This window comes from Desulfofustis glycolicus DSM 9705 (genome assembly GCF_900130015.1).
In the GTDB taxonomy this organism is placed as follows: Bacteria; Desulfobacterota; Desulfobulbia; order Desulfobulbales; family Desulfocapsaceae; genus Desulfofustis; species Desulfofustis glycolicus.
Window position 1 is genome coordinate 252,962 of sequence record NZ_FQXS01000001.1, and the last position, 21,151, is coordinate 274,112.

At 58.9% G+C, this 21,151-nt stretch carries 17 protein-coding genes; 11 read left to right on the plus strand and 6 right to left on the minus strand.

Features of this window, described 5'->3' with window-relative positions; genetic code table 11:
* Position 1: 1 nt before the first annotated feature.
* From BUC26_RS01255 to BUC26_RS01285, 7 genes are read left to right on the plus strand one after another with little or no spacing between them, the layout of a single operon-like run.
* Positions 2–1,351: a Na(+)-translocating NADH-quinone reductase subunit A gene (locus BUC26_RS01255; RefSeq protein WP_073373011.1), complete on the plus strand. Its 1,350-nt coding sequence runs from the start codon at positions 2–4 to the stop codon at positions 1,349–1,351.
* Between the two features lie 18 nt (positions 1,352–1,369).
* Entirely contained in the window at positions 1,370–2,575 is a 1,206-nt protein-coding gene (locus BUC26_RS01260; RefSeq protein ID WP_073373012.1) for an NADH:ubiquinone reductase (Na(+)-transporting) subunit B, read from the plus strand.
* Positions 2,568–3,353, plus strand: a complete 786-nt coding sequence (locus BUC26_RS01265; RefSeq protein WP_073373013.1) for a Na(+)-translocating NADH-quinone reductase subunit C — start codon at positions 2,568–2,570, stop codon at positions 3,351–3,353. The genes BUC26_RS01260 and BUC26_RS01265 overlap by 8 nt, the downstream gene beginning before the upstream one ends.
* Positions 3,346–3,969, plus strand: coding sequence for an NADH:ubiquinone reductase (Na(+)-transporting) subunit D (locus BUC26_RS01270; protein ID WP_073373014.1), 624 nt, complete (start codon positions 3,346–3,348; stop codon positions 3,967–3,969). Before BUC26_RS01265 ends, BUC26_RS01270 begins: the two co-directional genes overlap by 8 nt.
* Positions 3,969–4,574 carry an NADH:ubiquinone reductase (Na(+)-transporting) subunit E gene (gene nqrE / locus BUC26_RS01275; protein ID WP_244155750.1) on the plus strand — a complete coding sequence of 202 codons (606 nt, stop codon included), beginning with the start codon at positions 3,969–3,971 and terminating at the stop codon, positions 4,572–4,574. The genes BUC26_RS01270 and nqrE overlap by 1 nt, the downstream gene beginning before the upstream one ends.
* 55 nt (positions 4,575–4,629) lie before the next feature.
* On the plus strand, positions 4,630–5,850 hold the full coding sequence (gene nqrF / locus BUC26_RS01280) for an NADH:ubiquinone reductase (Na(+)-transporting) subunit F (RefSeq protein ID WP_073373016.1): 1,221 nt from the start codon (positions 4,630–4,632) through the stop codon (positions 5,848–5,850).
* Positions 5,851–5,854: 4 nt separating this feature from the next.
* Positions 5,855–6,049: a hypothetical protein gene (locus BUC26_RS01285; protein WP_073373017.1), complete on the plus strand. Its 195-nt coding sequence runs from the start codon at positions 5,855–5,857 to the stop codon at positions 6,047–6,049.
* A gap of 362 nt (positions 6,050–6,411) precedes the next feature.
* Here the strand turns inward: BUC26_RS01285 and BUC26_RS01290 are convergent, their stop codons facing one another.
* From BUC26_RS01290 to BUC26_RS01305, 4 genes are all read right to left on the minus strand, one after another.
* On the minus strand, positions 6,412–7,680 hold the full coding sequence (locus BUC26_RS01290; protein WP_073373018.1) for a (Fe-S)-binding protein: 1,269 nt from the start codon (positions 7,678–7,680) through the stop codon (positions 6,412–6,414).
* A 9-nt stretch (positions 7,681–7,689) separates the two neighbouring features.
* A protein-coding gene (prfB, locus tag BUC26_RS01295) for a peptide chain release factor 2 (protein WP_143165874.1) occupies positions 7,690–8,800 on the minus strand; the annotation gives its coding sequence in 2 pieces (ribosomal slippage) (positions 7,690–8,715 and positions 8,717–8,800; 1,110 coding nt in all).
* 247 nt (positions 8,801–9,047) lie between these two features.
* The gene (gene lnt, locus BUC26_RS01300; RefSeq protein WP_073373019.1) at positions 9,048–10,607 is read right to left on the minus strand and encodes an apolipoprotein N-acyltransferase; all 1,560 of its coding nucleotides are present in this window, start codon (positions 10,605–10,607) and stop codon (positions 9,048–9,050) included.
* Positions 10,607–11,491, minus strand: a complete 885-nt coding sequence (locus tag BUC26_RS01305; RefSeq protein ID WP_073373020.1) for a hemolysin family protein — start codon at positions 11,489–11,491, stop codon at positions 10,607–10,609. The genes lnt and BUC26_RS01305 overlap by 1 nt, the downstream gene beginning before the upstream one ends.
* 330 nt (positions 11,492–11,821) lie before the next feature.
* On the opposite strand from BUC26_RS01305, the gene BUC26_RS01310 reads away from it, so the two are divergent.
* Positions 11,822–13,225: a biotin carboxylase N-terminal domain-containing protein gene (locus tag BUC26_RS01310; protein ID WP_073373021.1), complete on the plus strand. Its 1,404-nt coding sequence runs from the start codon at positions 11,822–11,824 to the stop codon at positions 13,223–13,225.
* Positions 13,226–13,252: 27 nt separating this feature from the next.
* Entirely contained in the window at positions 13,253–15,520 is a 2,268-nt protein-coding gene (locus BUC26_RS01315; protein WP_073373022.1) for a carboxyl transferase domain-containing protein, read from the plus strand.
* Positions 15,521–15,744: 224 nt separating this feature from the next.
* Here the strand turns inward: BUC26_RS01315 and BUC26_RS01320 are convergent, their stop codons facing one another.
* A complete protein-coding gene (locus BUC26_RS01320; protein WP_073373023.1) occupies positions 15,745–16,092 on the minus strand; it encodes a DsrE family protein in 348 nt (115 codons plus the stop codon).
* Between the two features lie 422 nt (positions 16,093–16,514).
* On the opposite strand from BUC26_RS01320, the gene aroC reads away from it, so the two are divergent.
* Positions 16,515–17,606, plus strand: a complete 1,092-nt coding sequence (aroC, locus tag BUC26_RS01325; protein WP_073373024.1) for a chorismate synthase — start codon at positions 16,515–16,517, stop codon at positions 17,604–17,606.
* Positions 17,607–17,639: 33 nt separating this feature from the next.
* A complete protein-coding gene (locus BUC26_RS01330) occupies positions 17,640–19,694 on the plus strand; it encodes a chloride channel protein (protein WP_073373025.1) in 2,055 nt (684 codons plus the stop codon).
* Positions 19,695–19,741: 47 nt separating this feature from the next.
* Here the strand turns inward: BUC26_RS01330 and BUC26_RS01335 are convergent, their stop codons facing one another.
* Positions 19,742–21,151, minus strand: coding sequence for an FAD-dependent oxidoreductase (locus BUC26_RS01335; protein ID WP_073373026.1), 1,410 nt, complete (start codon positions 21,149–21,151; stop codon positions 19,742–19,744).

Genomic DNA, 21,151 nt, shown 5'->3' on the forward strand with positions numbered 1-21,151 from the left:
CATGAGACAGATACGCATCGCCAAGGGGCTCGACATCCCGATCAGCGGCAGACCCGCCGAAGAGCTTACCCAGGGACCGCCGGTCCGGCAGGTGGCGCTGCTCGGCGACGACTACCCGGGCATGAAGCCGACCATGCTGGTCGAGGTCGGCGACCATGTTCGCTGCGGGCAACCACTCTTTTCAGACAAGAAAAACGACGGAGTGCAGTTCACCGCACCGGGCAGCGGCGAAGTGGTGGCTATCCATCGCGGCGCCAAGCGACGATTCGAATCGCTGATCATCGAGCTGTCTGACAAAGAGGGCTTGTCGTTCTGTAACCCGGACAGCCCCCCCGACACATTTTCCCCGGAGGAGCTGCGCCGGCTGCTGATCGATTCCGGTCTCTGGTGCGCGCTACGCACCCGCCCCTACGGCAAGATTCCGGCCATCGACAGCACCCCCGTATCGTTGTTCGTCACCGCTATCGATACGGCGCCCCTGGCGCCGGCTATGGAGGTCGTCCTGTCCGGCCGCCAGGATGATTTCCTGGCCGGCCTGGCGGCTCTGCAACGATTGCTCGACCGGCCGATTTACCTCTGTCTGCCGGCCGACTGGCGGGTCTTTGCGATCGATCTGCCGGGGGTCGAAACGATCGGTTTCGCTGGCCCGCACCCGGCCGGCCTGCCGTCGACCCATATCCATTTTCTCGACCCGGTCAACGAACACCGCACCGTCTGGCAGATCGGCGGCCAGGATGTGGCTGCGATCGGCGCCCTGCTGCGCACCGGACAGCCGGCCGTCGACCGGATCGTGTCGCTGGCCGGACCGTCGGTCAAGAAACCGCGCCACCTGGCCACCCGGCTCGGTGCCGCGATCGGTGAACTCTGCGCCGGCGAGATTGCCGATGGCGACGCAACCCGCCTGCTGTCCGGCTCGGTACTTGACGGACGCCGGGCCGACGAACGGGTTGCTTTCCTCGGCCGCTATCACCAGCAGATCAGCTGTCTGCCGGAGGGTACCGGCCGGTCCTTCTTCGGCTGGCTGCGACCCGGCGGGGACCGGTTCTCGGTGACCCGGGCCTTCTGGTCGGCCTTTCGCAAGCCGGGATCGCTGCCGCTGGACACCGCGGTCTGGGGTGGACACCGGGCCATTTTCCCGCTTGGCACCTACGAGAAGGTGATGCCGCTGGACATGATCCCGACATACCTGCTCAAAAGTATCGCTTCAGGCAATACCGAGAAGGCCAAGCAACTCGGTTGCCTCGAGTTGATAGAGGAGGATCTGGCACTGTGCTCCTACGTCTGCCCGGGCAAAAACGACTTTGGACCGATGCTGCGTGAAACGCTGACCTCAATCGAAATAGAAGGCTAACCCTTGCCGGTCGATCCCATGAATTATCTGAACAAACGCTTTCTCGAACTCAAGCCGCTCTTCGACAAGGGCGGCAAATTCGAGCGCTGGTACCCCCTCTACGAGGCCACCGACTCTTTTCTCTTCTCGACCACCAAATCTACGACGACAGCCCCGCATATCCGTGATGCCATCGACCTGAAACGCATCATGATCACGGTCATCATCGCGCTGATACCCTGCACCTTCATGGCGCTGTGGAATACCGGCTACCAGGCCAACCTGGTACTGGCCGAGTTGGGCAATCTGCCCGACGGCTGGCGCGGCGGGGTGATGGGATTGGTCGGAATCGACCCGCACTCGCTGCTATCCAACCTGGTACACGGAGCGCTCTACTTCCTGCCGATCTACCTAGTAACGGTGGTTGTCGGCTCGATTTGGGAGGCGTTGTTCAACCTGATCCGCGGTCACGAGTTCTCTGAGGCCTTCCTGGTCACCAGCCTGCTGCTGCCGCTGACCTTGCCACCGACCATCCCGCTCTGGCAGGTCGCTGTCGGCGTCAGCTTCGGCGTCATCTTCGCCAAGGAGGTATTCGGCGGAGTGGGCAAAAATTTTATGAACCCGGCGCTGGCTTCCCGGGCTTTCATCTATTTCGCCTACCCTGCCCAGATGACGGGGGATCAAATCTGGACCGCGGTTGACGGATTGAGCAGCGCCACACCGCTCGCCTCCCTCGCCCAGGCATCCCCGACCGACCCGCTCGCCGCCCTCGACATCACCTGGTTGCAGGCCTTTCTCGGCACCATCCCCGGTTCTCTCGGCGAGACCTCGACTTTGGCCTGTTTGCTCGGCGCCGCGTTGCTGCTCGTCACCGGAATCGGCTCCTGGCGGGTCATGCTGTCGATGCTGATCGGCGCCGTGGTCACCGCCCTGCTCTTCGGTCTGGTCCCGGACCCGAGCAATCCGCTCTATGCCGTGCCGGTCCACTGGCATCTGGTTCTCGGAGGCTTTGCCTTCGGCCTCGTCTTCATGGCGACCGACCCGGTATCCGCCGCTCAAACCCATACCGGCCAATGGTATTATGGGCTCCTCATCGGCTTTTTGTCGATCCTGATCAGGGTGGCCAATCCCGCGTACATTGAGGGCGTTATGCTGGCCATCTTGATGGGCAACGTCTTCGCCCCGCTGATCGACCATATCGTGCTGCGCGCCAACGTTAACAGAAGGATGCTCCGTCATGGCTGAAGAACATCCCCTCAAACCATTCTATTCCGTGCTCGTGCTCGCGTTTGCCTGCTCGACCCTGGTGGCACTGGCAGCCGTCGGCCTGCAGCCCTACCAGCAGATCAACCGTACGCTCGACCAGAAGAAGAATATCCTGGCCGCCGCCGGTATCTATCGCGAAGGCGTGCCGGTACTCGAGCAGTTCGACGTGATCGAAACGCGGGTGATCGATTTGGCCAGCGGCCGTTTTGTCGATGATAGCGATATTGATCCGGAAGTATACGACCAACCGGCAGCGGCCCTGGCGGACGAGACCGGCCGACCGCTGCCGCGAGAGGTGGACGACGCCGGCATCAGGCGGCTGGAAACCTACTCCCTGGTCCACCTGGTCCGGCAGGACGGCGCTGTCAGCCAGGTGGTGCTGCCGGTCCGCGGCAAAGGACTGTGGTCGACCATGTATGCCTATGTTGCCATCGACGCTGACCTGAACACTATCACCGGCGTATCGTTTTACGAGCACGGCGAGACCCCGGGACTCGGCGGTGAGATCGAAAATCCTCGCTGGCAGGCTACCTGGGAGGGGAAAAAACTCTACGACGACGGGGGCGACCTCGCTTTTACCGTGCAGAAACCCGGTAGCCAGGTTGATCCGGAAAAGCAGCGCTTCCGCGTCGACGGACTCTCCGGCGCCACCCTTACGTCGGACGGAGTCGACCGGTTGATGGAATTCTGGTTTGGCGAGCACGGTTTCAAATCGTTTTTCGAACAGATAAGAAAACAGGGAGGCTTCAATGGCTGAAACCCGCAAAGAGCTGCTGCTCCGCTCGATATTCAGACGCAATCCGATTGCCCTGCTGGTTCTCGGCATCTGTTCGGCACTGGCGGTCACCGGCCAGATGTCCACCGCTTTCGTGATGTCGATCTGCGTGATATTGGTCACTGCCTTTTCCAACCTGACCATCTCCATCGTTCGCTTCCAGATCCCCAACACGGTGCGGATCGGGATTCAGATTATGGTTATCGCGACGCTGGTCATTATCGTCGATCAGGTCCTCAAGGCCTTTTTCTTCGAGTTGTCCAAACAGCTGTCCATCTTCGTCGGCCTGATCATCACCAATTGCATCATCATGGGCCGCGCCGAAGGGTTTGCCATGTCCAACCCGCCGATCGCCAGTTTCATAGACGGCATCGGCAACGGACTGGGCTACGGCTTTATCCTAATGAGCGTTGCCTTCGTCCGGGAACTATTCGGTTCCGGTTCACTGTTCGGTTTTGAGATCCTTAAACTGACGACCAACGGCGGCTGGTACGTAGCCAACGGCATGTTGGTCCTGCCGGCCAGCGGTTTTTTCCTGATCGCGCTGATCATCTGGATACTCAGGAGCGTCGATCCAGCCCAGCAGGAGAAGAGCTGATGCATTACGTCGATATTATCTTCCGGGCGATTTTCATCGAGAACCTGCCGCTCAGTTTTTTCCTCGGGATGTGCACTTTTCTGGCCATCTCGAAGCAGGTCAAACCGGCGCTCGGCCTCGGACTCGCCGTGCTAGTCCTAACTGCAATCACTGTACCGCTGAACAACCTGGTGCTCGGTTACCTGCTCAAACCGGGGGCACTGAGCTGGCTCGGCCAACCGGACGTCGATCTGACCTTTCTCGGCCTGCTCATCTACATCGGCATGATCGCAGCGGTGGTCCAGATCCTGGAAATGGTGCTCGACCGTTTCGTGCCAACCCTGTACAACACGCTCGGCATTTTTTTGCCGCTCTTGACGGTGAACTGCGCGATACTCGGAGCATCGCTGTTCATGGTTGAGCGGGACTACAGCTTTGCCGAAAGCGCTGCCTACGGCTTCGGCGCCGGCGCCGGCTTCCTGCTGGCGGTGGTGGCGCTGGCCGGCATTCGCGAAAAATGCGAGTACGCCAATCCACCGGGGGGGCTGCGCGGCCTCGGCATGACTTTTATCACTGCCGGCCTGATGGCGCTCTCCTTTATGGGACTGGCCGGCATGGGAGGATGATGATGACACCGGCACACACTATCTGTCGTCAACTGTATAAACGGGAGGCGCAGCAATGCAGGAAATCCTAGTCGCGGTGGCCGTTTTTGTGACCATCCAGTTCATCCTGGTCAGCCTGATTGTGCTGGCCAAGAAGTCCCTGCTGCCGGGAGGCGACCTGCACATCGTCGTCAACGAGAAAAAAGAGTTGAAAACCAAACCGGGCGGCAAACTGCTCACCGTCCTGGCCGACCAGGGCATTTATCTCTCCTCGGCTTGCGGCGGCGGTGGCAGCTGCGGGCAATGTCGTTGCATCGTCAAGGAAGGAGGCGGTGCCATCCTGCCCACCGAAGAGTCGGCGATCAGTCGTCGTGAAGCCCGCGAGGGCTACCGATTGGCCTGCCAGGTCCCGGTCAAACGCGATCTGGAGATCGAGGTGCCACCGGAGATGCTCGAGACGAAGAAATGGCACTGCGTCGTCAAGTCAAATGAGAATGTGGCCACCTTCATCAAGGAACTGGTGCTCGAACTGCCACCCGACGACCAGGTCGATTTCAAGGCCGGCGGCTTTATCCAGATCGAGATACCGCCCCACGAACTCGAATACCAGAGCTTCGACATCGATGAACGCTTTCTTGCCGACTGGCGTAAATTCAAGATGTTCCAATACAAATCACATGTCTACATCCCGGTTACCCGTGCCTACTCGATGGCCAACTATCCCGGTGAAAAAGGTATCATCAAGCTCAACGTCCGCATTGCCAGTCCGCCTCCAGGTGAACCCGTGGCCCCTCCCGGCCAGGCATCATCGTACATTTTCAACCTCAAGCCCGGTGATGAAGTCACCATCTCCGGACCATACGGCGACTTCCTGATCGAAGACGGCGACGAAGAGATGATCTATATCGGCGGCGGCGCCGGCATGGCCCCGTTGCGCAGCCATATTTTCGAGCTGTTCAAGAAGCGCAAGACCAGCCGGAAGGTCTCGTTCTGGTATGGCGGCCGTTCAATGAAAGAAGTCTTCTACCAGGAAGAGTTCGAAGAACTGGCCCGTGAACATGAGAATTTCTCGTTTCACCTGGCCCTGTCACAACCGCAACCGGAAGACAATTGGGAAGGCCATGTCGGTTTTATCCACCTGGTCCTCTATCATAACTACCTCAAGGACCACCCCGCTCCGGAAGACGTCCATTATTATATCTGCGGACCACCGATGATGCTCTCTTCGGTCCTGGAAATGCTCGACAACCTCGGTGTCGAGCCGGAAAACATTCACTTCGATGACTTCGGGGGATAAGACCATGACCCTGTTTTTTACCACCCTGCTGCTGACGATACCGCTGCTGGTCGGTGCGGCATTGCTGATCAATTTCTGCCGGCGCCGGGTCGGCCGGACCCGGCATGGCCTGACCGGTATGTGCCACCAGAGCGGTGGCCAGATGTGCGGCAGCTGCTCGACCGCACTGCAATCCCGGATCGATCGTCAGAAAACCTGACTGTGTCGAGGCACGAACAGAGAACGAGCCCCGCTTGCGGATTTAGCAATAAACCGCTGCACATTTTCTCTTTTCCGGAGATTATTTTGAAATATTTGACATAATCGTCAGACAGAGGTAGACAAAATTGTCGGTTGCCAACGGACGAAAGTGGCCGGCAAGAAGACCCTTGATGCTACCGGTGGCAGCAGGCCTGTCGTGAAAATCGCGAAATCAAACTCAGTGTGAATAGGCATCGAGGAATATCACCTACGACCAGGTCGCCCAGGCCTTTGGCTTGGCTTCGTGCGATATCGACACGCTGCTCAGCTGACCCCGATGTCCACCTCGCTACTTCCTGCCTGGAACGCGGAGCGGCTGTATCAGTCGCTCCGCGTGACGGCACCCGCCAGTCGCTGTTTCACCAGTTTCGCCAGATGAACAACCGGCACGTCGCTGCCGGCCGCCGCCATCGCAGTCTTTAATTGCATCAGGCACCCCGAGCAGGTGGTGGTGATTACGTCCGGCTGAAGAGCCAGGATCTTGCCACCCAGATCATCCCGAATCGCGGCCGAAAGCTCCGGCGCTCCGAGGTGAAAGAGTCCGCCCTGACCACAGCATTGTGGCCCGTCGGGTAATTCCAGAAGTTCGACTCCGGGCAGGCTGCGCAGAATTGATCGTGGCTCACCGGTAATCCCTGCCCCGTGCCGCAGATGACAGGGATCATGATAAAAGACGCGTAGATTGGTCGCCTCACCGGAGCCGGCAACGGGCCTGCGGGTCAGCAGATCATCAACAAAACGACTGATCTCGACAACCCGTTCGCTGATCGTTTCGGCCCGCTGCCGCCACTCATCATCGTTGGCAAAAAGGTGGCGGTAGGAGGCCAAGTGAGCGTAGCAGGAGCCGCAGGAGACGAGGATCGGACCACCGGTCTGCTCCAGGGCACCAATATTCTTACGGGCCGCCCGGCGCGCTTCATCCGCTTTGCCGGCAGCCTGCATGGCCAGTCCGCAACAGCCCTGACCACCAGGTATACGGAGTCGATAACCGAATCCGGCCAGCACACTCTCGATCTCGGTCACAATTTCCGGATAGAGAAAGCGGGCGGCACAACCGGGGAAATAAGCAAGCTCCGTCAAGTCGCCCGCCTGTGGCGACGCGACTTCCGACGCGGCATGATCACCGGCCAGTCCAGAAGCCTCGTTAAACAGCGCCAACCGCAGACGCAGGCCGCTGTCAGCCGGTAGCCGGCGGCCAAGCAACTCGGCGGCCGGCCGGCCGAGCAGACGCGCCGCACCAAGCAAAACGGGATGGCCGAGCACTTTTCTGGCCAAAAATTTCTGGTAGCCATGCTCGCCGTACAGAGCTGAAAAGGTGCTTCGGGCGGCGGCCACCTCCTCGGGGATATCGAGTTTCCGTGGACAGACCGTTGAACAGGCGCCGCACAACAGACATTTACTGTAGATATCCTCAAAGACGGGACTCGGTTGCCGGTCGGCAAACACTTCGGCCAGATGTTGCTTGCCGCGCGCACTGTAGATTTCGTTGCCGCTCGCCCGGTAAACCGGACAGACGGCGGTACAGGCCCCGCACTTGGCACATTTGTTTTCCTTGAACGGCGGCGGGCCGCCGCCATCGCTGTCACTCATAGCACTCACTTACTTGGCCCAGAGCAGATAGGCCTTGATAAACGAATCGAGACGACCGTCGAGTACCGCGTCAACATTGCCCATCTCATGGTCGGTGCGGTGATCCTTGATCAAGCGATACGGCTGCAGGACATAGGAACGAATCTGGCTGCCCCAGGCAATTTCCTTCTTTTCGCCATGCAGGCTCTGCTGCTCCTCGGCCTGCTTTTCCCGCTCCCGCTCGTAGAGGTGGGCGGTCAGCATCTTCATGGCCATATCCTTGTTGCGATGCTGAGAACGTTCGTTCTGACATTGCACGACGATGCCGGTGGGCAGATGGGTGATGCGGATCGCCGAATCGGTCTTGTTGACATGCTGTCCGCCCGATCCGCTGGAACGATAGGTGTCGATCCGCAGCTCTTTTTCGTCGATATCGACGTGCACCGTGTCGTCAAGCTCCGGCATGACCATGACCGAAGCGAAGGACGTGTGCCGTCTGCCACTCGCATCAAAAGGTGAGATGCGTACCAAACGGTGGATGCCCAGCTCGGAACGCAGATAACCATAGGCGTACTTGCCGTTGAAAAAAATCGACACGCTCTTGACCCCTGCCTCGTCGCCGGCCAGGTAATCGAGAATCGTTGTCTTGAAGCCCTTGTCTTCAGCCCAGCGCAGGTACATGCGCATCAGCATGTCGACCCAGTCCTGGGCCTCGGTGCCGCCGGCGCCGGCATGGATGGAAACGATCGCATTATTGGCGTCATGCTCGCCGCTGAACATGCACTCCAGCTCTGTAGTGTCGATGTCCTTTTCAATCGCGGCAAGACTCCGGGCAACATCTTGTTCGGCTTCCTCGTCGCGCTCCTCCACCGCCATCTCAAGCAGCAGTTCGGCCTCCTCGATCTCCTGCCAGGATCCCTCCCAACTCTTGATGATGTCCTGCATCTGACCGAGCTGTTTCTGGATCCGCTGGGCCCGATCCTTGTCCGACCAGAAACCGGGCGCCAGCGTCTGCCGCTCGAGTTGTTCGACTTCCTCTTTCTTCGCAGCTAAGTCAAAGATGCTCCTTCAGGGCAAGCATTCTCTCTTTCATGTCATTGAGCCGCTGATACGATACTGCCGATCCTGTTTCTTGTGCCATACGTTTACTCACGTCTTCAGGGAACCTTGAAAAATTGTCATTTCGTCCCATCTCATCGTTGCGCAATCAAATTTTATCATCGGAATATCATCTATGCCTGCGGTAAAATTTTCTTGCGCGCCTCGATCTTGGACGAAATTCCGATTTTTTCAAGTTCCCCTTCAATTATGGTTGGTACCGCTCCGCCGCGAACGGGCGAAGCACAAATCATCACGACCGCTGCCGTTCTCTCCCACTATACAACCAATCAATCGCTTCGTTGAGTCCTTTTCACACCAGGCAGGAGAATCAACACTGCCGCCAGCGCACAAAGCGGTGCAAAAAGATAGCCGCCACGAACGAACGGACTGCGCTCCTCGAGCAATGCTACCGGTACGGCGACGGACCAGGGGACAAACAGATCGGATTGGCGCACGACCCGCCCGAGCGGATCGACGATACCGGAAATTCCGGTGTTCGCGGATCGAACCAGGCTGCGCCTGGTCTCGACCGAACGGAAAACCGTCATCGCCCAACTCTGATACGGCGCGCTCGATCGGCCGTACCAGGCGTCATTGGTGACGTTGACCAACACATTGGCACCCGACTCCACCCAGCGCCGACCGAGGTCGCCAAAAATCGATTCGAAGCAGATCAACACCCCGGCCCGGATCGACCCGGTTACCAGCGGCTCCTCGATCCGTCCCGGCGTGAAATGACCGGCCGCCTCGACCAGTGGCTGGATAAACGGCAGGTAACGCCGCAGCGGCACATATTCACCGAACGGTACCAGATGTGATTTAAAATACTTCGCCTCGGCGCGTTCTCCCGGCTGCAGTAGCAACGCGCTATTATAATAGTAAATCAGCCGGCTGCCACGTTCCTCGAAAACCTCGTACCAGGGCGCCCCGGTCAACAACGGCTGCCGGCCCCAGCTGACAAAATCGGTAACAGGCAGCAGCAACTCGCTGTTCCGCGGATAGAAGGGCAGTGCCGTTTCCGGCCAGACGATCAGGTCTGGAGCAGCAGCGGTGCGCAGTGCCTCGCTGAGGTCGAGGTAATTTCGCACGGTCCGCTGGCGTTCGGCCGGCGACCATTTCCGATCCTGTTCAACGTTGCCCTGTACAATGCCGATTACCGGTGTCTCCGCCTGGACCAGCCGTCCCTCGATCCGCTGCCAGCGGATTTGCGCGTAGCCATAGAGCAGCAGACAGACCGCAGCTACGGCAGTCAGTCCGACAGCATTCCGGCGAAGTGAGAAGCGGGTAACAAGCACCTGGTAGAGCGCAATGTTGATAACCACCACGCTAAAGGTATAGCCATAATGCCCGAACAGATCGGCGGCCTGGATGAGGCGAGGAGACGCCCAGAATCCGTAGCCCAGATCCATCCAGGGAAAACCGGAAAACAACCAGGAACGCAGCCAGTCCAAACCGACCCAAAGGGCGGCCGCTCCGAAAAGACAGGACAGGGCACCTCTGCCCTGCGCCAACCGCCGGAAGCCGACACAAAAAACGCCGAGATAGAGCCCCATATAGCCGGCCAGCAACAGCAGCGCCGGCACCGCCAGGTACCAGGGCAGATGACCATAGTCCATCAGGACCGGGACAATCCAATAGATCTGCAGCAGATAAAACAGAATCCCGGCAGCGAGACCGCGCCCAAAGGCCTGCCGGGCGGTTTGGGCCGCACCGACTGAAAGCAGCAGCGGAACCAGACAGATCAACAGCAGCGGCCACCAGGAGAAACGCCCGGGCAGGGCCAGCCAGGTCAGCAGCGGCATCGCCAGGAAACCGGCAACTTGTAGCGACAGCCGGCGCCGATCCATCAGGCGGTGTCCGGTTGACCGGGCAGAACGATCTTGACCTTCTTGATTCGGCGCCGGCCGGCCGACTGAACGATGAGCCGCACTTCGCCGACCGTTACCAGATCGCCTTCGGTGCCGATCCTGCCGAGCAGATGAATGATCAGGCCACCGATCGATTCATAGGGCCCTTCCGGCAGTTTGATCTGCAGTCGTTCCTCGACGTCTTCGATATCGACCCGGGCCCGAACCAGATAGGTATAGTCGTCGATGGTCTCGAAATCGTCATTGTCAACATCGTATTCGTCATCGATTTCCCCGACGATTTCCTCAAGGATATCCTCCAGCGTGACAAGGCCGCGCACCGCGCCGAACTCGTCCATGACGATGGCCATGTGGTTCTTCTTCTTCTGGAATTCCTTGAGCAGATCGACAATCGGCTTACTTTCCGGCACGAAATAAGGCTCGTTGAGAAACGCCTGCAGACCGGCCGGTTGCTGCACTGTTCCGGTACAGAGTTGCAACAGGTCCTTGACATGCAGGATGCCGATAATCTGATCCCCGTTGTCACGATAGATAGGAATCCTCGTGTACCCTTCTTCGATGACCCGCTTGATGATCTCCGACAGCGGGGTCGACGCTTCGAGGCTGAAAATTTCCGCCGCCGGGGTCATCACCTCGGAGGCGCTGGTCTCTCTGAATTCGAAGATCGAGGAAATCATTCGCTCTTCAAGACTGGAAATCAAGCCTTGCTCCTCGCCTTCCTCGAGCAGTTCCTGAATTTCGTGTTCGAGCGCCTCGGTGGTGTCCGGCGATCGGCCAAAGGGAATGAGTTCGCGCAGCCTTCTGATAAGGGAATAAGGCTCCGCCTCCTCCGCAGGGGGGTCAGCGTCTTTGCTCTTGTCCATAGTCCTGGTTTTCTCTGATAGAAATCAGGCGGGCCTCGTCTAAAGACGGGCTTGTCAAAAGGCCTGAAAGTGAGACAATCAGGCTAATCTCTAGGAATTTTTCGGCCAAAAGTCAAGGCGCTCGGCTAAAATTGCCCCGTTGGTCCGCAGCCGCACCTGCCAATCGGCGAACCGCGTTGGCATTTTTGCTTTCAATAATTTCTGATGCAGACTATATTGTATGGTTTATCACTAACGATTCTGCCGCTCCCAGGAGCATAGCCATCACCGCCTCATCGGCTCCTGCACGTATCAAACAGCCAATATTCATCAGCATAAACGAGGATCTGCGTGGAAGGAAAGGTGCTCATCGCCAACCGGGGTGAAATAGCCATCCGCATCATGACGGCCTGTCAGGATCTGGGTCTCGACTATGTCGTGGTTTATACCGATGCCGACAAAGACTCCGAGCATGTCAGGCGCAACCGGACCAACGGACAGGACCAGAACGCCTGGCGTATTACCAGCTATACCGAGCCCAACGACATCCTGGCCGTCGCCGATCATGCCGGCTGTACGGCGATCCATCCCGGCTACGGTTTCTTTTCCGAAGATTTCCGTTTTGCCCGCCGAACGGCAACGCGAAATCGGGCCATCACCTTCATCGGCCCGGACTGGAAAGTCATCAAGCATCTCGGCGACAAGATCAATACCAAACGAGTTGCCAACCAGCTCGGCATCCCGACCATTCCGGGAACCGACGCCCCGATCTACAACGAGATGGAAGCCGAGGAGATCGCCCTCGACCTGTTGGCCGATCAGCGCGATCAGGGAATCGATGACCCGTCCATCCTGGTCAAGGCGGCGGCCGGCGGTGGCGGTATGGGAATCGAGGAGGTCAAAGAGATCGAGCAGTTCCGGCGAATTTATCGACAGCTGCAAAACTATGCCAAGCGCCAGTTCGGCGACGGCGGCGTGCTCATCGAGCAATGTCTGCGCGACTACAATCACCTGGAAGTACAGCTTGTCTGTTCACGTTACAACGAGCGGGTCCATTTCAGCTCACGGAATTGCACCATCCAGTCGACCGGCCGCCAGAAGCGGGTCGAGGCCGCCCCGGGTTTCCATAGCTCCTGCTTCGCCTACGACTTTGACGAGCAGAACGTGCTCGATCAGATCGTTGCCTATTCGCTGAAACTTGCCGATCACGTTAACTATGACAATGTAGGCACCTGGGAGTGGATCGTCTCCAGGAGCGGCCAGCCGTATCTGCTTGAAGTGAACACCAGAATTCAGGTGGAAAATGATGTCTCGGCCCGAATCAGCTATCTCAACGACCGACAACCCAGCCTCATTCGCGAACAGATCCGCCTGGCCCTTGGCGAGCGGATCGGCTTTACGCAAAAAGACATCACGTTTCGGGGCGCGGCTATCGAGCTACGCATCGTCGCCGAGGATACCCGGCGCGGTTTCACGCCCTGGATCGGTACCATCACCGACCTGAGGTTCCCGACCCATGACTGGTCGGCGGTCTATACTCATGTGCCGACGGATCGCCCCTACACCATACCCAGCGACTTCGATCCCAACCTTGCCCTGGCCCTGGTCTGGGGAAATTCCATGGACGAGACCAAACAACGGGCCGCACGCTTTCTCGACGAAACGGTTATCAGGGGCAAAGACTCGGCCGGCAAACCGATCATAACCAATCTCAACTATCTGAAAGACAACCTGGCTCGTCTGTTGACATTCTAGCCAGGTCGTCCGGACCAGTACTCATATATGAAGGAACAGCTCAAACAGCTTCTCAAGATCGAAGAGCGGATCAATTACCTGATCCAGATCAAGGATTACTCGAACTGGGGCAATCTCGACGGTTTCAAGGCCGGCTGCGAACGGCTGAAACAAACCGTTTACGATCTTCCCGACGACCAGTTCTGGGGCGAGGTCAAAAAACTGCATGACTCGATCGCCTTTCTCGAAGAGCGCGCTGAAGAACAGCTCACCCCGATGGAGCGGGTCCGCATCGTCCGCAGCATCCAGCGCTTCAGTCTCAAGGACATTTTGGAAAATGTCTACGACGACTACACCGAACTGGGCGGCCAGGACGATGCCAATATCGACCCGGCAATGATCTGCGCCAAAGCGACGCTGACCCGGAAAAGCAAGAAAAAAACGTATACGGTTACCGTCATGGTCATCGGCCAGGAAAGCGGCCACGGTGAGGAATTCCGCAATGGCGGGTCCTGCCGGCCGGAGGGCAACCAGAAGGCGCAACGCTATATGCGGGTAGCTGAGACAGAAGGCATCCCGATCCATTTCTACATCTTTACGCCCGGCTCGTATCCGGTCGAGGAGTATCCCGGCGCCGCCCAACAGATCGCCCGGAATATCTACACGATGACCAAACTGCAGGTGCCCATCGTCTCTTTTATTTCCGAAGGCGGCTCCGGCGGCGCGGAGGCCATCGGCCTGACCGATTATCGCCTCATGGCCAGCCACGGCTATTACTCGGTCATCTCCCCGGAAGGGGCCGCCGCCATTGAAGGGCGGGTTCGCGAAGGCAACAAGGCGCCCCGGGAACTCATCGAACTCTGTGCTGAGCGCCTACGCCTGACCGCTCTTGATAATCTCAATCACGGCATTATCGATCGGATCGTTCAGGAGCCGCCGTTGGGAGCCCGCCGCGACGACTTCGCTTTTTTTGCCAAACTGCGCTCAGAGATGGTCAGCGCCACCGATCGGGTGATTCTGTCGACCAAGAGTTTCAAATCTTTTCGCACCTGGGAAATTCACCGGAAACGGTTACGGAAGGAGAGCCAGGAGCTGAGCATCGAACTGTCCTGGGATCTGAGTCGTGAAGAGGTGGCGCGCCTGCTGCGACAGCGCTCGAAAAAATATCTCGGCATGGCCACCCACGGCTTCATCGGCCAGCCGGAAGCACAGCAGGGACTGCTTCGTCAGGCCCTGGTGTCCACCGAACATTTCTACTACACGCTGCGCTACGATATTCTCAAAAATCACAAACGGCAGGTTCGTAAGGTCCTCACCGACGTCTCCGGAGAGGGCTCGGTGATGCTCAAACGGATCACGGAACCGCTGCGCAACGCGGTCGCTTTCCTCAGAGAACGCAACCAAAAGAAACCGGCCCGGCTCATCACCTACTCCGGCAATGGACAGAACGGCAGCCCCCGTCCCGACCCGCTGGAACTGACGGATACCTACACCAGCCCGCTGGCCAACGAAGATCGCACCGTCACCTGCCCCAACGCCGCCCGGCACGGCTGCAAGGATCTCTGGATTCCCGACCTGTACGGTGAATTCGCCGGGGTCTGCGAGACGTGCGGACACCATTTCCCGCTCGAATACCGCTGGTACCTGAAAAATATCTTCGATCCCGGCTCGATCCGGTTCTTCAATGCCCATCTCACCGCCCAGAATCCGCTCGGCTACACCGGCTTTTCCGAGCGACTGCAGACCGCCAAGGACAAAACGGGCCGTTCGAGCAGTAATATGACCTTTACCGCCGCCATCGACGGTATCGAAATCGTGGCCACCGTCCTCTATTCCGAATTCAGGAACGGTACGGTCGGTTCCACCGAGGGTGAAAAATTCGTCCAGGCCTGCAAACTGGCACAACGCAAAAAACGCCCGCTGCTCGCCTACGTCCACACTACCGGTGGCATCAGAATCCAGGAAGGCACACTCGGCGTCATTCAGATGCCGAAATGCACGATGGCCATTCGTGAATACATTGACAGCGGCGGGCTTTACATCGTCGTCTACGACAACAACTCCTACGCCGGGCCGGTGGCCTCGTTCCTCGGCTGCAGTCCTTACCAGTTCGCCATCAGATCATCCCGGATCGGTTTTGCCGGTCCCCGGGTAATCAGGGAGACTACCGGTATCAATATCCCGCCCGATTACCATTCGGCCCGCAACGCTCTGAAACGCGGCCACATCCAGGGCATCTGGGATCGCCGGGAATTTCGACGAAATCTCTATAAAGCCCTGTTGACCATGGGTAGTCCAAGCCTCTACTATCGCTGACAACGTCCCCATCTTTCCTGACCACCGACGAGCGGCACTCCGGCGAAAGCCGTGTGCCGACGAACGGCGGGTAGCCGCTACTTCTCATCGGCAACAGGCTGATCCGGGACATCGATCAGATAGCGCCCCCTCATCGGGGCACAGAGCCGGCAAGCTGCGTCATACAAGCACGCGCCTGCCTGGCGGGACCAGCGACCGGTCCGGCTACCGAACAGGTGCGGGACCTAAAATGTAATAAGCTGATACCCTTGGTTGAGATACGCCTCGATCGACGGATGCCCCATCAGATCACCGTGCACCCTGAGCCCCTGGGCCTCGGCATCCTCGAGGCTGCCCAATTTCGCCGAGCAGGCCCGGCAGACGCAGTCGATCAGACCGTTCTGTTTCACTTTTTCGTAGAGAGAATAAAAGGGTGCCTCGGCGTCCTTGAGGACGGACACGAGTTTCACGGCCCCTCCCTCGATGACCACTTTGGTATCGTATCCTTTTTCGTGAAAATCAATGGCGTACAACAAAACGTGGGCAAAGCACATCATTTCCGGGTTATAGGTTACCAGTACCACCTTTTTCATGACTTCCTCCTGTTTCCTGCATATCGGTTCGGTTTCAAGAAGACTGACCAGCATTCCTCAGCTGGTGTCCGCCAGGGCGGTTCGTCGTAGCCTCTCACCGGTCTATTCAACCGCAGATGGTCTCGGCCGGCAACGGCTTTTCAGAATTCGCCGCTTTTCTTCGGTGCCCGGAAAGACGACGGAACTTTTCCCCTTTTTCTTTTGACTCACCGGATCAGTATCGGTATAACCAACCGGTATCTGATTGATCGTCTCAAAACGATAGGGAACCTTGAAAAATTGTCAGTTCGTCCAATCTCATCGTTGCGCAATCAAATTTTATCCTCTGAATATCATGTATATGCCTGCGGTAAAATTTTCTTGCGCGCCTCGATTTTGAACGAAATTCTGAATTTTCCAAGCTCCCCGATACAGGAGCCGCTATGTCAAGTCACTTCGGCACATTATTTCGCATTGCAACGTTTGGCGAATCCCACTGCAAGGCGGTCGGGGTGGTCATCGACGGCTGCCCGCCGGGACTCCACCTGAACGAAGCGGATATTCAGCGCCAACTCGACCGGCGGCGACCGGGACAATCGAAACTGACCACCGATCGGCAGGAAGGCGACCTGGTGACGATCCTGTCGGGCACCGAGAACGGTATTACCCTGGGCAGCCCGATCGCGCTGAAAGTAGACAACCTCGATCAACGGCCCGGCGATTACGGCGACATGACGAGCATCCCGCGCCCTTCCCACGCCGATTACACGTATCTCGCCAAATACGGGATCAAGGCGTCCTCCGGCGGCGGCCGTTCAAGCGCCCGGGAGACCATAGGCACGGTGGCCTCAGGCGCCGTGGCGGCCAAGCTCCTCCGTGAAAAATTCGGAGTCGAGATTATCGCCTGGGTCAGCGGAGTTGGTCCCTATGAGGCCGGTCCGGTCGACCAGGCCACGATCACCAGCGCGCAGGTCGACCAAAACGACCTGCGCTGTCCGGACCCGGCGGTTGCCGAACAGATGCGATCTCTGGTCGTCTCCCTGAAAGAAGCGGGCAATTCCACCGGCGGCGTCGTCTCCTGCATCATCAGAGGGGTTCCCGCCGGGCTGGGCGAGCCGGTCTACGAAAAGCTCGAAGCCAAACTCGCCCAGGCAATGCTGGCCATCCCGGCAACCAAAGGATTCGAAATCGGTTCGGGTTTCGCCGGCGCGAAAATGACGGGCTCCGAACACAACGATCCGTTCGTTATGAAAGACGGCCATCTCGGTACGGCGACCAATCATTCCGGCGGTATTCAGGGCGGCATCTCCAATGGTGAAATAGTTCACTTCCGGGTCGCGTTCAAACCGCCCGCCACCATTTCCCAGCCGCAACAGACCGTGAACTACAAGGGAGACTCGATTACCCTGGAAGCCAAAGGGCGGCATGACCCCTGCGTGGTGCCACGCGCCGTACCGATCGTTGAGGCGATGGCGGCGTTGGTAATCATCGACATGGTCATGCGCCAGGAAGCACGCCGGGCGTTTTGTTCCTGAGCATTTCGGTTTTCTGCAACACGAGTATTCCCGATGGCCCAGACACGCACTCTTTTCAGCACCCTGCTCGATCGCTTTTCTCCGCCGGTCGGATTGCTGCTGCTGGTGCTGTCGGCCATCGTCGGTGCCGGCACCGGCCTGGCTGCAGTGATTTTCATCAAGTTGATCAAGATCATTGAAACCTTTTGCTACATCACCATCCCCGATCTCTTCCCAAGCCTCGGCCTGAGCATCTTCCTGCTGGCGCCGGTCGGCGGCGCGCTCCTCGTCGGCCCGCTGATCATCTTCGCCCGTGAAACGAAAAGCAGCGGCGTTCCGGAAGTCATGCAAGCTCTGATCCTGCACGGTGGCCGAATCAGGGCGCGGGTTGTCGGCACGAAAATCGTCGGCTCCGCCCTCTGCCTGGGTAGCGGCGGTTCAGCCGGTCGCGAGGGACCGATCGTACAGATCGGCGCCTCGCTCGGTTCAGCCTTAGGCCAGCTTTTTCGGCTCTCCGACGACCGTATCAAGAACCTGCTCGGCTGCGGCACGGCGGCCGGGATTGCCGCGGCTTTCAATACCCCGATCGCCGGTGTCGTATTCTCCATCGAAGTGTTGATGGGCAACCTCCAGGTCCGTTCATTCGGCAATGTGGTCGTCGCCGCCGTCGCCGGCTCCATCGTCAGCAGGCATTTTCTCGGTAGCCGGCCGGCCCTTTCTATTCCCATCCACTCCTTCGGCTCGCCATTGTCGGTCTTTTTCTACCTGATCCTCGGTTTGCTATCCGCTCTGGTCGGCATCATGTTCATCAAGATGCTCAGTAAGACAGAGAACCTGTTCGACCGAGTGCAGGCACCGCAAATGCTGAAACCGGCGATGGGTGCCGTGCTGCTTGGCCTGATCGGCGTGCTGTTCATGGTTTTTGTCGGCACAGAAACGGGCCTGAAACCACACATCTACGGCCAGGGCTTTCGCTTCATCGAATCAGTTCTGCACGGCGGCACTCCCTTCTGGCTGCTGCTCCTGCTCGTTTTTCTCAAGCCCCTGGCCACCGCGCTGACCCTTGGTTCGGGCAGTCCCGGCGGGGTCTTCGGCCCGTCACTGTTTATCGGAGCGATGGTCGGTGGCTGTCTCGGCATTATCTTCAAGCATTTCTTCCCGGAGATATCCGGTGAGCCCGGCGCTTACGTGCTGGTCGGCATGGCCGCCATGTTCGCCGCAACCGCCCGGGCGCCACTGACCGGAATGCTCACCGTTTTCGAACTGAGCAACGATTATCTGATGATCCTGCCGATGATGTTTGCGACCATCACCGCCAGTTATTTCGCCCACTGGCTGCACCCGGAATCGATCTTCACGATCAAACTGGCCAAACGCGGCATCCGCTTCTACGAGGGGCGGGACATGGATATCATGCAGGGGGTGACCGTCGAGGAGGTGATGCGCACGCAGGTGGTGACCGTGGACAAAGACCAGCCGCTGCCGGAATTGATGGCCTTGTTCCAGGAAACCAACCTGCTCGGCTTTCCGGTGGTCACGCAGGGGAAGAAACTATGGGGCATCATTACCCTGCAGGATGTCCACCGCATCCAGTCCGATAGCAGCAGCAACCTGCGCGAGATGAAGGTGGCCGACGTCGCCGTGGAAGGCCCGATCGCCGTCTATCCCGACGAACCGATCTGGGTCGCCATCCAGAAGATGTCGCCGCGGGATCTGGCCCGTCTGCCGGTGGTCTCCCGGGACGGTTCATTGCGTCTGGTCGGCTCGATCAGCCGCAGCGACATCCTGCGCGCCTACGATGTCGGCGTCGTCAGGAAACAACGTGGCCAGATCCTGGAACAGCAGACGACGCTGCGCTCCTCGACGGAGACCGGATTCGTCGAATTTGTCCTCAACGAGGACGATACTTGCTGCAACGTCAGCGTCAAGGACCTGCCACTTCCCCAGCATGTCAATCTGGTATCGATCAGACGAGAAGGCAAGACCATCGTACCGCGCGGCAATCATCACCTGCAGGCCGGGGATGTGCTCACCGTTTTCGGCCGACTCGAGGAAATCAACCATTTGAAGGATTTTCTCAATTCCTGCCCGATGCCATCGCCCCGGTAACCGATCCAGACGGAAGCTTTTCGCCTCACCGTCAGGACGGGACCGGATCAGATGTCGAGAAACTCGATGATACCAACGGCGGCCTGCCGGCCCTCGGCAATCGCCGTGACCACCAAGTCGGAGCCACGCACGGCGTCGCCGCCGGCAAAGATCTGGCGGTGATCGGTCTGCCCGGCAAACCTGCCGCCGGTTTTGATTCGTCCCCGCTCGTCAACGCCCACCCCCAGGGTCTCCAGCCAGGGGATCGGCTCCGGGCTGAAGCCGAAGGCAACAATGACCGCGTCGGCCTCGAGCAGCTGCTCGGAACCGGCGAGAGGTACCGGCCGCCGCCGCCCGCTGGCGTCCGGCGGCCCCAGCTCGGTATGGACGACGCGGACGCCGATGACCCGGCCATCACCATCGATCTCGATACCCAGCGGCTGGAGGTTGAAGAGAAATTCGACCCCCTCGTCCCGGGCATTGTTCACTTCCCGCGCCGATCCGGGCATATTGCGCTCGTCCCGGCGATAGGCGCAGCGAACCCTGGTCGCTCCCTGCCGAATCGCCGTGCGCAGACAGTCCATCGCCGTATCGCCACCGCCGAGAACCAGCACCCGCTTGCCTTGCATCGATACGAAACGGGCCTGTTCGTAGGGATACCCGCGTTCATGGCAGATAGAGCCGACCAGGTAAGGCAACGCCTCATGGACCCCGTCCGCACTCTCGTTGGTTAAACCGCCACGAATAGGACGATAGCAGCCGGTTCCGATAAACAGTGCGTCATGCTCGGCCAGCAGATCAGCGATACCGATATCGTGCCCGACTTCGACTCCGAGACGAAACTCAATGCCCATCGCGGTGAAGATCTGTCGCCGCAGCTTCATAATCCCTTTGTCGAGCTTGAAATCGGGGATGCCGAAGGTCAGCAGTCCACCGATCTCCGGATAACGATCGTAGACCACCGGCCGGATCCCGTTGCGCACCAGCACGTCGGCACAGCCAAGACCGGCGGGACCGGCTCCGATCACCGCCACGCTGCGTCCGCTGGTCACCACGCCGGACAGGTCGGGACGCCAGCCCATCGCAAAAGCGGTGTCGACCAGGTATTTTTCCACGGCGCCGATGGTAACCGCGCCGAATTCGTCATGGAGCGTGCATGCCCCTTCGCAAAGCCGGTCCTGGGGACAGACCCGGCCGCACACTTCCGGCAGGCTGTTGGTCAGGTGACAGAGCTCCGCCGCCTCGAAGATCCGGCCCTCTCCAGCCAGCTTCAGCCAGTCCGGGATATAATTGTGCACCGGGCATCGCCATTCGCAATAGGGATTGCCACAGCCCAGGCAGCGATTGGCCTGCATCTGCATCTGCTGGTCTTGAAACGACCGGTAGATTTCGGCAAAGCTGCTGCGTCGCACCTCCAGGGACCGTTTCTGCGGGTCGACGCGCTCTACTTCAAGGAATTGAAAGACATTTTGATCCAT

What these genes read in the sequence shown, in the direction of transcription:
- BUC26_RS01255 (WP_073373011.1), top strand. Translation starts at nt 2, where the DNA reads ATGAGACAGATACGCATCGCCAAGGGGCTCGACATCCCGATCAGCGGC.
- BUC26_RS01260 (WP_073373012.1), top strand. Translation starts at nt 1,370, where the DNA reads ATGAATTATCTGAACAAACGCTTTCTCGAACTCAAGCCGCTCTTCGAC.
- BUC26_RS01265 (WP_073373013.1), top strand. Translation starts at nt 2,568, where the DNA reads ATGGCTGAAGAACATCCCCTCAAACCATTCTATTCCGTGCTCGTGCTC.
- BUC26_RS01270 (WP_073373014.1), top strand. Translation starts at nt 3,346, where the DNA reads ATGGCTGAAACCCGCAAAGAGCTGCTGCTCCGCTCGATATTCAGACGC.
- nqrE (WP_244155750.1), top strand. Translation starts at nt 3,969, where the DNA reads ATGCATTACGTCGATATTATCTTCCGGGCGATTTTCATCGAGAACCTG.
- nqrF (WP_073373016.1), top strand. Translation starts at nt 4,630, where the DNA reads ATGCAGGAAATCCTAGTCGCGGTGGCCGTTTTTGTGACCATCCAGTTC.
- BUC26_RS01285 (WP_073373017.1), top strand. Translation starts at nt 5,855, where the DNA reads ATGACCCTGTTTTTTACCACCCTGCTGCTGACGATACCGCTGCTGGTC.
- BUC26_RS01290 (WP_073373018.1), bottom strand. Translation starts at nt 7,680, where the DNA reads ATGAGTGACAGCGATGGCGGCGGCCCGCCGCCGTTCAAGGAAAACAAA.
- lnt (WP_073373019.1), bottom strand. Translation starts at nt 10,607, where the DNA reads ATGGATCGGCGCCGGCTGTCGCTACAAGTTGCCGGTTTCCTGGCGATG.
- BUC26_RS01305 (WP_073373020.1), bottom strand. Translation starts at nt 11,491, where the DNA reads ATGGACAAGAGCAAAGACGCTGACCCCCCTGCGGAGGAGGCGGAGCCT.
- BUC26_RS01315 (WP_073373022.1), top strand. Translation starts at nt 13,253, where the DNA reads ATGAAGGAACAGCTCAAACAGCTTCTCAAGATCGAAGAGCGGATCAAT.
- BUC26_RS01320 (WP_073373023.1), bottom strand. Translation starts at nt 16,092, where the DNA reads ATGAAAAAGGTGGTACTGGTAACCTATAACCCGGAAATGATGTGCTTT.
- aroC (WP_073373024.1), top strand. Translation starts at nt 16,515, where the DNA reads ATGTCAAGTCACTTCGGCACATTATTTCGCATTGCAACGTTTGGCGAA.
- BUC26_RS01330 (WP_073373025.1), top strand. Translation starts at nt 17,640, where the DNA reads ATGGCCCAGACACGCACTCTTTTCAGCACCCTGCTCGATCGCTTTTCT.
- BUC26_RS01335 (WP_073373026.1), bottom strand. Translation starts at nt 21,151, where the DNA reads ATGGATCAAAATGTCTTTCAATTCCTTGAAGTAGAGCGCGTCGACCCG.